Genomic DNA, 13,476 nt, shown 5'->3' with positions numbered 1-13,476 from the left:
CGCCGGTGCTACAGGTCGAAGGTTTCCCCGGGCGAGACCGCGTGGACCGGTCCGGCGAAGGCGGCCTTGGCCTCGGCGATCACGTCCTCGCGGGAGGTCCACGGGGGAATGTGGGTGAGCAGCAGTTCCTTGGCGCCCGCGCGGGTCGCGATCTCGCCCGCCTCGGTGCCCGAAAGGTGAATGCCGGGCGGACGATTGGCCGGATCGTGGGTCCACGAGGCTTCCGCCATCAGTACGTCGGCGCCCTGCGCCAGCTCGACGACGGCATCGCACATCGCGGTGTCGCCGGTGTAGACGAAGACGCGGCCATCGGCGGCGGTGATCCGCAGGCCGTAGGACTCCGGCGGGTGGTACATCCGGCGGGCCTCGACGGTGTGGCCGGGACCGAACGGCACCGGCACGTTCTCGACCCACGCCTGCGAGTCGATCACGTCGGACCAGTCGTCGGTCTCGCCACCGATCTCGGCGGAGGCGTTGCCGATGCGCAGCGCGGCGTCGGAGGGACCGCGGACCAGCGCCAGGCCCTCAGGGGGGTTCGGGTGGTAGCGACGCCACACCAGCAGGGCGGGCAGATCGAGGCAGTGATCCGCGTGCAGGTGGGTCAGGAAGATGTCCACGTCACCCGGGTTCAGGTACTTCTGCAGCGCACCGAAGATGCCGGGACCGAAGTCGATGACGGTCGGCCTCATGTCGGGACCCGTCAGCAGGTAACCCGACGCTGGGGAGTCCGGGCCGGACACGCTGCCCGAGCACCCGAGGACGGTAAGGCGCATGCCCCCATGCTGCCACGACGTGCTGGTGCTCAATGCAGGATCCCCCCATTTTCCAGACCGGATCCCCGGCTACCGCGTAGGTACTGCGCGGCCGACCGATGCTCCACGGCGGCGTCGACGTTCATCACCAGAGAGTACCCAGCCCGCGAGGACTCCACCCACCGCCCCGAAAAGATGTCCCTGCCAAGAAATTAGGGGGTCGCTGGGCAGCACGCCCCACAGCATCGAGCCGTACAGCGCGAAGATCACCACGCCGAGCACGATCTGCCCCACATTGCGGGCGAACCACCCACGGCAGATCAGGTAGGTCAGCCAGCCGAACACCAGCGACGACGCGCCGACGTGCACGCTGCCCGCCGAGCCGGTCAGCCAGGTGCCGACCCCGGCGACCACCCAGATGATCGCGGTGGCCGCGATGCCACGCCCGATCCCGGACAGCAGCACCAGGAAGCCGAGGATCAGCAGCGGCAGGGTGTTGGCCATCAGGTGATCCCAGCCACCGTGCAGCAACGGTGCCCACAGGATGCCGTCGAGGCCGTCGAGCTCGCGGGGCTCGATCCCGCCCGCGTCGAGCTGACCGGGCGCGCCGCTCGGCCGGTCGGCCGAGAGCACCGCGTCGACGCCCTCGATCACGTACAGCGACCCGACGAACGCGACGATCACGACCGCCGCGCGCGTCCACGCCCGGACGCCGTCGCGCCGGGCGGGCGGGGCCGCGCCGGGCCGCCCCTGCAACCCGGCGATCCGGTCCGGATCGAACGAGGCTCCGATTCCTCCGCCACCGCTCACCGACATCGCCTCCGCTCAGGCCGGGCCGCCAGCGGGCCCACTCCCCACAGGGTACCGAGCCGTCAGGCCCAGAGCTGGCCGTCGAGGCGTTCCTCGGCCTCGTCCAGGGTGCCGTCGTAGGCGCCGGTGGACAGGTACTTCCAGCCGCCGTCGGCGACGACGAACGCGATATCGGCGCGCTTGCCCGCCTTCTGCGCCTTCTTCGCTACGCCGAGCGCGGCGTGCAGGATCGCGCCGGTGGAGATGCCTGCGAAGATGCCCTCCTCGCCGACGAGCTCGCGGGTGCGCTTCACCGCGTCGTACGGGCCGACGGAGAACCGGGTGGTCAGCACCGTCTCGTCGTACAGCTCGGGGATGAACCCCTCGTCGATGTTGCGCAGGCCGTAGACCAGCTCGCCGTAGCGCGGCTCGGCGGCGACGATCTCGATGCCGGGCACCTTCTCGCGCAGGAATCGCCCGGTGCCCATCAGGGTGCCGGTGGTGCCGAGTCCGGCGACGAAGTGCGTGATCTCGGGCAGGTCGGCGAGCAGTTCCGGGCCGGTCGTCTCGTAGTGCGCGAGCGCGTTGGCCGGGTTGCCGTACTGGTAGAGCATCACCCAGTCCGGATTCTGCGCGGCGATCTCCTTGGCCATGGCCACGGCCTGGTTCGACCCACCAGCGGCCGGCGAATCGATGATCTCGGCGCCGAACATGGTGAGCAGCTGACGCCGCTCGACCGAGGTGTTCTCCGGCATCACGCAGACGATCCGGTAGCCCTTGAGCTTGGCCGCCATGGCCAGCGAGATCCCGGTGTTGCCGCTGGTCGGCTCCAGGATCGTGCAGCCGGGGGTGAGCTTGCCGTCGGCCTCGGCCTGCTCGATCATCCGCAGCGCGGGCCGGTCCTTGATCGACCCGGTGGGATTGCGGTCCTCGAGCTTGGCCCAGAGGCGGACGTGATCGTCGCCGTCCCACTGCGGGGACAGCGTCTTCAGTCCGACGAGCGGGGTGTTGCCGAGGGTCGCGATGAGCGATTCGTAGCGGGCCACGTCAGCGCGCGCCGCCGGCGACGGCCGGCAGGATGGTGACCGACGCGTCCGCGGGCACCTCGGCGTCGAGCCCGCCGGCGAACCGCACGTCCTCGTCGTCGACGTAGATGTTGACGTAGCGGTTGAGCTTGCCGTCCTTGAGCAGCCGCTCGGCCAGGCCGGGGTGGTTGGCCTCGAGGTTGTCGATCAGGGCCGACAGGGTCGCGCCCTCACCCTGGACGCGCTTCTCGCCTCCGGTGAGACCTCGCATGATGGTCGGAATGGACACGGTTACCGGCATGGGGACTCCTCGGGTGTGACTTCGTTTCGGTGGGTTCAGGCGTCGTAGGAAGCGACGATCCGCACGGGCTCTTCGGTGACCTCGCCGTCGACGATGCGGTAGCTGCGCAGTTCGTGCTGCTCCGGATCGCGGGTGGAGATCAGCACGTAGTGCGCGAACGGCTCGGAGGCGTAGGAGATGTCGGTGCGGCTGGGGTAGGCCTCGGTGGCGGTGTGCGAGTGGTAGATCACCACGGGGGTCTCGTCGGCGTCGTCCATCGCGCGCCAGACCTTCAGCTGCTCGCCGGAGTCGAAACGGTAGAACGTGGGCGAGCGCTCGGCGTTGACCATGGCGACGAAGCGTTCCGGCCGGTCGCCGCCCTCGGGTCCGGCGATGATGCCGCAGGCCTCGTCGGGGTGGTCGGCGCGCGCGTGCGCCACCATCGCGTCCACGAGATCGGCCCTGATCACCAGCACTTCCTCGACCCTTTCCACAAACCTGTCTGCGTGCTGTCGAGCACCACCTCGACAACGACCCACCCTATTCGGCTATTCCGCGCCGCGCGCATCCCGGTCCCCACCTGCGGGGAGTCGGCGCGGAAACAGATCGCGATAAGCCGGGATCCCGGCGATCGAGGTCGCGCTGAGCACGGCGTCGACGACGGCCCGCTCCACGACCACGGCCGCGGCCGTGCACAGCTGGTCCAGCAGCAGCAGATCGCCGGGGAACGCGCCGGGCAGCGGGATCGGCGGCACCTCGATCGTGCCGGTGGACAGCGCGAACAGGGTGTCGCCGTCGAGCGGGGAATGCACCGGGCGGATCGCGCGGGCGAGGCCGTCGTGCGCGGTGGTGGCCAGTCTGCGGCAGGCGATCGGATCGAGCGCGGCGTCGGTGGCGACGACGCCGATGGTCGTGTTGAGCACGGTGCCCTTCACCGGCAGGGCGGCGAGCGCGGCGATCTCGGCCGCGGTGCCGGGCCGCAGCCCGAAGAAGTCGGGCCCGTCGGTGCCGGCGCCCCACGGCAGACCGGTGCGCGGATCGACCACCGAGCCGACCGGATTGGCGACGATCACCGCGCCCACCGTGACCCCGGCGCCCGGCCCGTCGGCGAGAACCACACTCGCCGAACCGATTCCGCCCTTGAGTGCCCCGGCCCGCGCCCCGACCCCGGCACCGGCGGTACCGCGCGCGAACTCCCCCGCTGCCGCCTCGGCCGCCAGGAAACCGAAGTCGGCGTCGGGCCGGATGTGCCACGCCCCCACCGGCAGGTCGAAGATCACCGCGCCGGGCACGATCGGCACCACCCGGCTGGGATCGGTGGGGTCCATCGGAATGCCCTCGCCGTGTTCTTCCGACCAGCGCATCACGCCCTCGGCGGCGGCCAGCCCGTACGCGCTGCCGCCCGCCAGCAGGACAGCGTTCAGCTGCCGGACGGTATTGCCCGGATCGAGCAGGTCGGTCTCCCTGGTGCCGGGCCCACCGCCGCGCACGTCCACCGCGGCGGTCGCGCCGCCGGGCACGCGCACCACGGTGCAGCCGGTCGCCGCGCCGGTGCCGAGGGTGACGTCGTCGTCGAGGACCTGATGATGGCCGACCAGCACGCCGGACACATCGGTGATCGCGTTGCGTGGACCGGGAACGCCGCTCATGCCCCGACCCTAACGCGCGGAAATCAGGGCGCGAGCGCCTGCAACAGCGAGTCCTGCATCCAGGTCAGCCAGTGGTAGACGTCCAGGTGCGGCGCGCGCGGATCACTCGGATCGAAGTGTTCGGGCGTGTCGTCGTCGATGTCGAGCAGGGTGCCCAGCGCCAGGCGGACATCGGTGAGCGCGGCCAGCCAGGCGTCGGCCTGCTCGGGGGTGAGCACGATCTTGCCGCCCACCTCGGGGCAGCTGTCCAGCACGACCCGGCCCGCGGCCAGTTTCGCGTCGATGATCTCGGGCTCGTGCAGGCTGCGCAGGGCGGAGTTGAGGTCGGCGCGCTTGGCGTCGGGCGACCCCGGCTCGGCCCGGTGGAAATCGGGCAGCAGGCGCAGCAGCTGCGGATCGTCGGGCGGAGTGGAGTTGCCGGTACGCAGGCCGGTCAGCGCGGCGAGTTCGTCCTCGGGCGCCTCGGACGCGCGGTCGCTGAGCAAGCCGGACACGGCGCCGATCAGGGAGCGCAGAACCGTGGCCTCGTGCTCGTCCATCTCGGATCGAAGCTTCAGGCCACTCAGTGAGTTCTTCCTGCTCCACTTGCGCACAGGGTTACGGTACTCAGTCGTCTCGCTGCATGGTTGCCCAGAGTCCCGCCGCGTGCAATCGGCGGACGTCCTGCTCCATCTTGTCGCGTGATCCGGAGGACACGACCGCCTTGCCCTCGTTGTGCACCTGCAACATCAACTCGGTCGCCTTGGCTTTGCTGTAGCCGAAGAGCTTCTGGAAGATGTAGGTGACGTAGTGCATGAGGTTCACCGGGTCGTCCCAGACCACGGTGACCCAGGGTCGGTCCTCGGCCTCGAGGATCTCGGTCTGCTCGACCGCTTCCGGCGTCGCCTGTGCCGCTGACAGTGCGGCGTTCACGGCGTCGGTGACGGCGCCGGCTCGAACGGAATTGCACACGGCCATAAATCCCAGGGTACGACGCGGCCACACAGAAACAACACCCGCGGTGACTACAGTTTCCGGTGTGCAGATCCGTGACGAGTTCGCCAGCACCGCGCTGCTGACCGATCAGTACGAGCTGACCATGCTCGCCGCCGCCCTGGCCGACGGCTCGGCGCATCGGCAGTGCACCTTCGAGGTGTTCGCCAGGCGCTTGCCGCACGGTCGCCGCTACGGCGTGGTGGCCGGTACCGGGCGGCTGCTCGACGCGCTGACCCACTTCCGCTTCGGTCCCGCCGAGCTCGAGGTGGTCGCCCGGTTCCTCGACCCGGCCACCGTCGACTGGTTGCGGGAATATCGCTTCACCGGCGATATCGACGGCTACGCCGAGGGTGAGCTGTACTTCCCCGGCTCGCCGATCCTGTCCGTGCGCGGCAGTTTCGCCGAATGTGTGCTGCTGGAGACGCTGGCCCTGTCGATCCTCAATCACGACAGCGCGATCGCCTCGGCGGCCGCGCGCATGGTGAGCGCGGCGGCGGGCAGGCGGATGATCGAGATGGGCTCGCGGCGCACCCACGAACTGGCCGCGCCGTCGAGTTCGCGCGCCGCCTACCTGGCCGGTTTCGACGCCACCTCCAACCTGGAAGCCGTGCGCGGCTTCGGCGTGCCGGGTGCCGGCACCAGCGCGCACGCGTTCACCCTGCTGCACAGCGGCGCCGACGGCGAGCACGAGGCGGCCGCGTTCCGCAGCCAGATCGACGCGCTCGGCGTCGGCACCACCCTGCTCGTCGACACCTTCGACATCACCAGGGGCGTGGCGACGGCGATCGAGGTGGCCGGTCCCGAGCTCGGCGGCGTGCGGATCGACTCCGGCGACCTCGGCGTGCTGGCCAGGCAGGTGCGTGACCAGCTCGACGGGCTCGGCGCCACCGGCACCCGCATCGTGGTCTCCGGCGATCTCGACGAGTACGCGATCGCGGCCCTGCGCGCCGAACCGGTCGACGTCTACGGCGTCGGCACCTCGCTGGTCACCGGCTCCGGCGCGCCGACCGCGGGCATGGTCTACAAGCTGGTCGAGGTCGACGGCATCCCGGTGGCCAAACGCAGCAGTCACAAGCAGTCGCGCGGTGGCACCAAGAAGGCGGTGCGGCTGGCCCGCGCGACGGGCACGATCGTCGAGGAGATCGTCTACCCCGCCGACGGAGAAGCACCGGCCACCAACGGTTTCCAGGCCAGGGAGCTGCTGGTGCCGCTGGTCCGCAAGGGCGCCGTTGTCGATGGTGTCGCGACGCTGGCGCAGAGCCGGGAGCTGGTCGCGCGCGGGCTGGTCAGCCTGCCGTGGGAGGGGCTCAAGTTGTCGGCGGGCGAGCCCGCGGTACCGACGACCTTCCTGGGCTGAGCCACCGCGCGGCCGAGTGGCCGCACCGGCACAGCCAGCGGAGAATGATGTCGTCGGAGACCGGCGTGACACGACCGGTCGCGCGAGTTCGGACCGGCGGAGAAGTGGAGGACGGCATGGCACGCGGTCTGGTGATCGTGGATGTGCAGAACGACTTCTGCGAGGGCGGCTCGCTCGCCGTCGCGGGGGGTGCCGCCGTGGCGGCGGCGATCAGCGAGTTCGTCGCGGGCGCCGACTACGACGCGGTGGTCGCGACCAGGGACTTTCACGTCGATCCCGGTCCACATTTCTCCACCGAACCCGACTACGTCGACACCTGGCCGCCGCACTGCCGGGTCGGCACACCCGGCGCGGACTTCCATCCCGCCCTGGATACCGGCTCTATCGAGGAGGTCTTCTCCAAGGGCGAGTACTCGGCCGCCTACTCCGGCTTCGAAGGCGCGGCCGCCGACGGCACCACTCTGGCCGACTGGCTGCGCGCCCGCGAGATCGACACGGTCGACGTCGTCGGAATCGCCACCGACCACTGCGTCCGCGCGACCGCCCTCGACGCCCGCGCCGCCGGGTTCGACACCCGCATCCTGCTCGACCTCACCGCGGGCGTCGCCCCGGCGACGGTCGCCACCGCGCTCACCACGCTGCGCGAAGCAGGCGTCGAGTTGTCGGGCGAAATCCCCGCCTGACCCGGTCCTCGGCGCAACCGGCTCCCGGTGCGGGCGGCCGCGTGACCGCTCGCGGCGAGCGGGTGGGACACGGCTAGCCTGCCCCCATGGACTACCGATTCCCGGCGCAGGCGCGCGGCCGACTGACGACGGCGCTGGCCGAGATCGACTCCATCCACGACGCCGCCGACATCGTCTTCTGGTCCAACCCGGTCACCGACGACCTGCAGCGTCGCGGCGTCGGCGCCTTCGCCGAACTCCCGCCCGCCTTCGCCCACCTGCTGGCCCTGTCGAGCCTGCACACCAGCGTCCTGGACACCGGCTTCAGCGGCTACCTGCGCACCCGGCGCGGCGAACTCCCCTGGGCCACCCGTGGTTTGCGCGCCGCGGGCATGCCGCGCCTGGCCGCCGCCGCGATCCTGGCCGCCCGCGACGCCTCCCCCAGCTCCCCCGACGACGCTCTCGACCGCTTCTTCGACGACGAACACCAGACCCTGGCCAACCCCGGCCAGATCCGCCGCCCCGACGGCGCCCGCGCCGACGACCCCGACGAGATCTACGACATCAACGAACCCGCCGACTTCGAACAGCGCGTCCTCGACTACATCCGCGCCAACCTCGACGACTTCGTCCGCGAGTCCTGAACAGGGCTCGCCGTCGGCCGATCGGACTTGTCCGAGGGGGCGGATAAGCTGCCTGCGTGCCCGAACTGCCGCCCGTCGCCGACCTGCTCGCCACCGCCGTGCATGCCCTGGGAGGCAAGGAACGCACCGGCCAGACCACCATGGCGACGGCGGTCGACCACGCGATCGACACCAAGGAGCACCTGGCGGTGCAGGCGGGCACCGGCACCGGTAAATCGCTGGCCTATCTGGTGCCGAGCCTGCGGCACGCGGTGCGGACCGGGCGCACCGTGGTGGTCTCCACCGCGACGATCGCCCTGCAACGTCAGCTCGTCGACCGCGATCTGCCGCGCCTGGCCGACGCCCTGAGCAAGCCGTTGGGCCGGGTGCCGCAGTTCGCGATCCTCAAGGGCCGCAACAACTATCTGTGCCTGAACAAGATCAACAGCGTGATCCCCGAGGACACCGGCGGCGAGGCGGAACTGTTCGACGCCTTCGCCATCTCCAAGCTGGGCCGCGAGGTGCAGCGGCTCAACGAGTGGGCGTCGGACACCGAGACCGGCGACCGCGACGAGATCGCCCCCGGCGTGAGCGACCGGGCCTGGCGTCAGGTCAGCGTGTCCTCGCGCGAATGCCTCGGCAAGACCCGCTGCCAGTTCGGCCAGGACTGCTTCGCCGAGAAGGCGCGCGCCGAATCGGCCCAGGCCGACGTCGTGGTGACCAACCACGCGCTGCTGGCCATCGACGCGATCAGCGGCATCCAGGTGCTGCCCGAACACGACGTCGTGGTGATCGACGAGGCGCACGAACTGGTCGACCGGGTCACCGGCGTCGCCACCGCCGAACTCGCCGCGACCGCGATCAGCGCCGCGGCCCGCCGCTGCACCAAGCTCATCGACGAACGCGAGGTCGACCGGCTCGAGGGCGCCGCCGAGGCGTTCCACGAAGCGCTCGAGGACATGCCGCCCGGCCGCTGGGACCAGCTGCCCGACGGCATCGCGCCCGTCCTCGCACTGGTCCGCGACGCCGCCTGGAACGCGCGCACCGCCCTGGCCCCGACGGGCAGCGTGAAGGCCACCGACGATCCCGACAACGCCGCCGCCCGCACGATGGCCGTGGCCGCCATCGACGACGTGCACGACGCGGCGGTGCGCACCCTGACCGCGTTCGAGGAGGCCGATCCGGCCGCGCGGCGCGATGTCATCTGGCTCTCGGCCGACGAGATCCGCGGCGTCGCCCGCCGCACCCTGCGGATGGCGCCGCTGTCGGTGGGCGGCCTGCTGCGCAGCAGGCTGTTCGGCACCGCGACCGTCGTGCTCACCTCGGCCACCCTGCAGATCGGCGGCTCGTTCGACGGGCTCGCGATCACCTGGGGCCTGCCCTCGCAGTCCGGCGGCAAGGTCGACCCGGCGCTGGCCAACGGCGCCACCGCGCCCGCCGACGTGGAGTCGGTGCGCTGGAGTTCGCTCGATGTCGGTTCGCCGTTCGATCACGCGAAGTCCGGCATCCTCTACGTCGCCAAGCACCTGCCCGCGCCGGGCCGCGACGGCCTGGCCCCCGCCTACCTCGACGAGATCGAGCAGCTCATCACCTCCGCGGGCGGGCGCACGCTCGGCCTGTTCTCCTCGATGCGCGCCGCCAAGGCCGCCACCGAGGCACTGCGCGAGCGGCTCGACACCCCGGTGCTGTGCCAGGGCGACGACTCGATGGGCGCGCTGGTGCGCAAGTTCGCCGACGACCCGGCCACGTCGCTGTTCGGCACGCTCACCCTGTGGCAGGGCGTCGACGTGCCCGGCCCGTCGCTGAGTCTGGTGATCCTGGACCGCATTCCGTTCCCCCGCCCCGACGACCCACTGCTCACCGCCCGCCAGCGCGCCGTGGAATCGCGCGGCGGCAACGGCTTCATGACGGTGGCGGCCAATCACGCGGCGCTGCTGCTGGCCCAGGGCACCGGCAGGCTGTTGCGCAGCGTCGACGATCGCGGCGTCGTCGCGATCCTCGATTCGCGGCTGGCCACCGCCCGCTACGGCGGCTACCTGCGCGCTTCGCTGCCGCCGTACTGGGAGACCACCGACCCCGAGGTGGTCGCGAAGGCGCTGCGCAGGCTCACCGCGTCCGCGTGAGCTGAGGGACTTTTACACCCGGTCTTGCAATCGACATGACCACACCCGTGAATTCACCGCCGGGCGAACGCAACTCGTGAGAACGTTGGGTGATGAAGCACCACGCCGATGGCGAGGTACTCGGCGAATTTCTGGTCAGCGCAAGATCTTTGGCCGAGTACCGCGCGATGTTTCACCTGTCCGACGACGATCTCACCGGCCGCAGGGTGCTCGATTGCCCCGGTGGCGCAGCGAGTTTCGCGGCCGAGGCCACCGCCCTGGGGGCCACGGTCACCGCGATCGATCCGATCTATGCCCGTCCGACCACCGACCTGGCCGTCGACGCCGTCACCGAGAACGACCGCGCCGTGGCCTGGGCCGCCGCCAATGCCCACCGCTACCGCTGGGACTGGTACGGCTCCCCCGACGGCCATGCCGCCATCCGGCGCGGCGCGGCCCGGCGCTTCGCCGCCGATCTGCGCGCCGCGCCCGACCGCTACATCGCCGCGAGCCTGCCCGAACTCCCGTTCCCCGACAAATCCTTCGACCTGTCGCTGAGCTCACACCTGCTGTTCAGCTACGCCGACCGCCTCGATGCCGAATTCCACCTGTCCGCCCTGCTCGAACTGTCCCGCGTCACCGAGGGCGAGGCCCGGCTCTATCCCCTGCTCGACTACACCGGCGCACCACTGGACGACCTCATCGCCGGGCTGCGCACCGAACTCCACGACAAGGGCGTCCCCACCGCACTGCGCAAGACCCGTTACGAATTCCACCACGGCGCCGACACCATGCTGGTCCTGCAACCGGCCGCGTGAGGCGGGCCTTGCCGAGTTCGGTTCGCCACCGGGCCGACCGGCTTCATAGGAATCGTCTACCAAAGGCGGGCCACACCGCGCCACTCCGACGGGCGGGCGGTAGGTTCTTAGTCGTGCATACGATGCGAGCCGGCCGGTAGTACGGCAGTGGTGGAGAAATCTCGACGCGCGGAGCTCCCGCGCACGGTCTCGACGCTCCTCCTGCTACTCGGTACCGCCGTCCTCGGCGTGACTCTGCTGTTCACCACCATGGATCCGTGGATGGACAGCGGCGGCATCCTCGTCGGCGGCCTCGATGTCCACATCTACCGCGACGGCGGCTGGCGGGTGCTGCACGATCGGGCGCTCTACATCGAGCCCACGCACTACGGACTCCTCTACACCTACACGCCGTTCTCGGCGCTGGCCTTCCTGCCGCTGGTGCTGGTGCCGTGGTCGGCCGTCACCACGACCTGGCTGGTCCTCAACCTCGCCGTGCTGTTCGCCTGCGTGCTGCAGAGCTGGCGGATGCTCGGCTACCGGGTGACGCCGCGCCTGGCCGTGGTCAGCGCGCTGATCATGCTGGCCTTCGTCTTCGCCGAGCCGGTGCGCACCACGCTCTACTACGGGCAGATCAATCTGTGGCTCATGCTGCTGGTGCTGTGGGACTTCTCCCGCGCCGAGCACAGCAGGCTGCGCGGTCTCGGCGTCGGCATCGCGGCGGGCATCAAGCTGACCCCGCTGTTCTTCGTGGCCCAGTATCTGGCGCAACGACAATGGCGCGCCGCGGCCACCGCCGCACTCACCTTCGCCGCGACGATCGGCCTGACCGCCCTGGTCCTGCCGAGTGATTCGTACCAGTACTGGACCTCGACCTTCTTCCAATCCGGTCGCATCGCCCCCGATGTCCACCCCGCCAATCAGTCGCTGCGCGGCGCCGTCGCCCACCTCGTGCACGGGCCTGCCCCGGTCTGGTTGTGGCTGCTGATCGCCGTCCCGATCGCGCTGCTCGCCCTGTGGCTCGCTGCCGAGCTGGTGCGCCGCGACGAACCGCTGCTGTCGGTGACCCTCGGCGGGCTCACCGCCTGCGCGGTCTCGCCGTATTCGTGGGGGCACCACTGGGTCTGGTTCGTCCCGCTGACGGTCTATCTGATCCATCGCGCCCAGACCCGCGGCCGCTGGTGGGTCGCGGCGGGCGCGCTGTACCTCGCCATCGCGGCGTGGACCTACACCTACACCCCCACCTGGGTCAGTGTCGGCACCTTCCTGCTGCCGCCGTGGTGGCCGGGCGCGCAGGTGATGATGAACATCTACGTGGTGGTCTACCTGATCGTGCTGATCGGTGTCGTCCGCCTGGTCCGCTCGACGCCGCCGCGCCGACGCCCCGAGCCGATCGAGCCGACCGTCATCGATCCCCCTGCCGCGCAAGAACTCTCCCGCGCGATCCGGCCGCCGCGCGTCGCCGGCGGGGCGCACCCCGACGACGACCGCCCGGCCATGGTGGACTGAGCGCTACCCGCAGGCCCAGTCGAAAACGCCCGACTCCAGGTCGAGCTGGGCGTTGCCGCCGCCGAAGTTCATCCCGGAGACCTCCTCGATCTCCAGGTAGAACGGGGTCAGGCCCTCCGGGAGCGCCTGGACGGGGAACGCCGTGCCACCGAGGTGGGAACGGCCGAACAGCGGCTCGGCCCAGGGGTTCCAGCCGGAGTCCTCGGTGAGCGGGTCCTGGTAGCGCGAGTTCGGGACGTATTCGACCGGCGGGATACCGACATTGGGGTCGGCGACGCGCTCGGCCAGCCAGACGCCGATGGTGGGGTGCACGTCGTCCCAGGCGTTGCAGCCCTCGTCGCTCGCGACCGGCGAGCCGGGCAGGCGCACGTCGGCGGGCGGCGCGACCGGGCCCGCGGCGAATTCCGCTTCGGTCAGCCAGACCAGCGCGAAGACGCCGCCGATCTCGTCGTGCAGGAGCTGCAGCTGCGAGTGCAGCCGGGTCGAGACCAGCTCGCGGGCGACCGGATCGTCGGCGGCAGCGTCGGCCACGATCGGATCGGTCGCGTCGGCGAACTGCCCCTCACCCTGGAAGAAGGCGATGGCCGGGTATTTCGGCCCGCGGCGCTGATAGTCGACGGGCAGTCGCAGGGTGAGCGCGTGCATCATCGGCAGTCCGGTGACCGGCCCGCGCGGCCAGCTCGCCGGATCGATCGCGGGTCCGTCGCTGCCGATCCACCCGGAGCGCACCGGCGTGTCGAGCGTCAGCGGCTCACCGCCGGGCGTCTCCGCCAGTTTGTCCGCCGAATCCCCGAAACCCAGGTCGTAAGCCTTCATCGCAGCTCTCCTCTTCGATGCGCGGACGGTGCGTGGCGCCGCTTCGACAAGCGCCGTCGCCGAGGGTAACCGCTACCGGCGACAGGCGCGGGCACTGCGTGGAACCACGGGCATACGGCCGATGACGAAACGTCGCACGC

At 70.7% G+C, this 13,476-nt stretch carries 15 protein-coding genes; 6 read left to right on the top strand and 9 right to left on the bottom strand.

What is annotated here, in order from left to right; translation table 11 throughout:
- Positions 1-8 precede the first annotated feature (8 nt).
- The 8 genes from AB0L91_RS35030 to clpS all read right to left on the bottom strand — a co-directional run bounded on the left by AB0L91_RS35030 (position 9) and on the right by clpS (position 5,452).
- Positions 9-773: a cyclic nucleotide-degrading phosphodiesterase gene (locus tag AB0L91_RS35030; RefSeq protein ID WP_365017205.1), complete on the bottom strand. Its 765-nt coding sequence runs from the start codon at positions 771-773 to the stop codon at positions 9-11.
- A gap of 69 nt (positions 774-842) precedes the next feature.
- Complete coding sequence (locus AB0L91_RS35025) at positions 843-1,568, bottom strand: rhomboid family intramembrane serine protease (RefSeq protein ID WP_365017203.1); 726 nt, start codon at positions 1,566-1,568, stop codon at positions 843-845.
- A 56-nt stretch (positions 1,569-1,624) separates the two neighbouring features.
- A complete protein-coding gene (locus AB0L91_RS35020) occupies positions 1,625-2,587 on the bottom strand; it encodes a cysteine synthase (protein WP_355284187.1) in 963 nt (320 codons plus the stop codon).
- A 1-nt stretch (position 2,588) separates the two neighbouring features.
- Positions 2,589-2,867 carry a MoaD/ThiS family protein gene (locus tag AB0L91_RS35015; protein WP_355284190.1) on the bottom strand — a complete coding sequence of 93 codons (279 nt, stop codon included), beginning with the start codon at positions 2,865-2,867 and terminating at the stop codon, positions 2,589-2,591.
- Positions 2,868-2,902: 35 nt separating this feature from the next.
- On the bottom strand, positions 2,903-3,322 hold the full coding sequence (locus AB0L91_RS35010) for a M67 family metallopeptidase (RefSeq protein ID WP_355284262.1): 420 nt from the start codon (positions 3,320-3,322) through the stop codon (positions 2,903-2,905).
- 72 nt (positions 3,323-3,394) lie between these two features.
- Positions 3,395-4,495 carry a P1 family peptidase gene (locus AB0L91_RS35005; RefSeq protein WP_365017200.1) on the bottom strand — a complete coding sequence of 367 codons (1,101 nt, stop codon included), beginning with the start codon at positions 4,493-4,495 and terminating at the stop codon, positions 3,395-3,397.
- Positions 4,496-4,518: 23 nt separating this feature from the next.
- On the bottom strand, positions 4,519-5,088 hold the full coding sequence (locus AB0L91_RS35000) for a DUF2017 domain-containing protein (protein ID WP_365017199.1): 570 nt from the start codon (positions 5,086-5,088) through the stop codon (positions 4,519-4,521).
- Positions 5,089-5,101: 13 nt separating this feature from the next.
- On the bottom strand, positions 5,102-5,452 hold the full coding sequence (gene clpS / locus AB0L91_RS34995; protein ID WP_355284197.1) for an ATP-dependent Clp protease adapter ClpS: 351 nt from the start codon (positions 5,450-5,452) through the stop codon (positions 5,102-5,104).
- A gap of 61 nt (positions 5,453-5,513) precedes the next feature.
- Here clpS and AB0L91_RS34990 point away from each other — a divergent pair, with 61 nt between their 5' ends.
- The 6 genes from AB0L91_RS34990 (at position 5,514) to AB0L91_RS34965 (ending at position 12,520) form a co-directional block, all read left to right on the top strand.
- The gene (locus AB0L91_RS34990) at positions 5,514-6,827 is read left to right on the top strand and encodes a nicotinate phosphoribosyltransferase (RefSeq protein ID WP_365017197.1); all 1,314 of its coding nucleotides are present in this window, start codon (positions 5,514-5,516) and stop codon (positions 6,825-6,827) included.
- 116 nt (positions 6,828-6,943) lie between these two features.
- A complete protein-coding gene (locus tag AB0L91_RS34985) occupies positions 6,944-7,510 on the top strand; it encodes an isochorismatase family protein (RefSeq protein ID WP_365017195.1) in 567 nt (188 codons plus the stop codon).
- Between the two features lie 86 nt (positions 7,511-7,596).
- Positions 7,597-8,133 (top strand): hypothetical protein, encoded by a 537-nt coding sequence (locus AB0L91_RS34980; RefSeq protein ID WP_365017193.1) that lies wholly within the window; start codon positions 7,597-7,599, stop codon positions 8,131-8,133.
- A gap of 56 nt (positions 8,134-8,189) precedes the next feature.
- Positions 8,190-10,235, top strand: coding sequence for an ATP-dependent DNA helicase (locus AB0L91_RS34975; RefSeq protein ID WP_357350940.1), 2,046 nt, complete (start codon positions 8,190-8,192; stop codon positions 10,233-10,235).
- A 92-nt stretch (positions 10,236-10,327) separates the two neighbouring features.
- Positions 10,328-11,032, top strand: a complete 705-nt coding sequence (locus AB0L91_RS34970; RefSeq protein ID WP_365017190.1) for a hypothetical protein — start codon at positions 10,328-10,330, stop codon at positions 11,030-11,032.
- 150 nt (positions 11,033-11,182) lie between these two features.
- Positions 11,183-12,520 carry a glycosyltransferase 87 family protein gene (locus AB0L91_RS34965; protein ID WP_365017188.1) on the top strand — a complete coding sequence of 446 codons (1,338 nt, stop codon included), beginning with the start codon at positions 11,183-11,185 and terminating at the stop codon, positions 12,518-12,520.
- Positions 12,521-12,523: 3 nt separating this feature from the next.
- On the opposite strand, the gene AB0L91_RS34960 is transcribed toward AB0L91_RS34965, so the two are convergent.
- Entirely contained in the window at positions 12,524-13,336 is an 813-nt protein-coding gene (locus AB0L91_RS34960; RefSeq protein WP_357350936.1) for a hypothetical protein, read from the bottom strand.
- Between the last annotated feature and the right edge of the window lie 140 nt (positions 13,337-13,476).

It is taken from the genome of Nocardia sp. NPDC051833, from assembly GCF_040681225.1.
In the GTDB taxonomy this organism is placed as follows: Bacteria; Actinomycetota; Actinomycetes; order Mycobacteriales; family Mycobacteriaceae; genus Nocardia.
The sequence above is the reverse complement of the archived record's forward strand: the minus strand, read 5'-3'. Positions and strand labels throughout refer to the sequence as shown.

Coding starts and splice junctions, on each gene's coding strand:
- AB0L91_RS35030 (WP_365017205.1), bottom strand. CDS start 773: ATGCGCCTTACCGTCCTCGGGTGCTCGGGCAGCGTGTCCGGCCCGGAC.
- AB0L91_RS35025 (WP_365017203.1), bottom strand. CDS start 1,568: ATGTCGGTGAGCGGTGGCGGAGGAATCGGAGCCTCGTTCGATCCGGAC.
- AB0L91_RS35015 (WP_355284190.1), bottom strand. CDS start 2,867: ATGCCGGTAACCGTGTCCATTCCGACCATCATGCGAGGTCTCACCGGA.
- AB0L91_RS35005 (WP_365017200.1), bottom strand. CDS start 4,495: ATGAGCGGCGTTCCCGGTCCACGCAACGCGATCACCGATGTGTCCGGC.
- clpS (WP_355284197.1), bottom strand. CDS start 5,452: ATGGCCGTGTGCAATTCCGTTCGAGCCGGCGCCGTCACCGACGCCGTG.
- AB0L91_RS34985 (WP_365017195.1), top strand. CDS start 6,944: ATGGCACGCGGTCTGGTGATCGTGGATGTGCAGAACGACTTCTGCGAG.
- AB0L91_RS34980 (WP_365017193.1), top strand. CDS start 7,597: ATGGACTACCGATTCCCGGCGCAGGCGCGCGGCCGACTGACGACGGCG.
- AB0L91_RS34970 (WP_365017190.1), top strand. CDS start 10,328: ATGAAGCACCACGCCGATGGCGAGGTACTCGGCGAATTTCTGGTCAGC.
- AB0L91_RS34960 (WP_357350936.1), bottom strand. CDS start 13,336: ATGAAGGCTTACGACCTGGGTTTCGGGGATTCGGCGGACAAACTGGCG.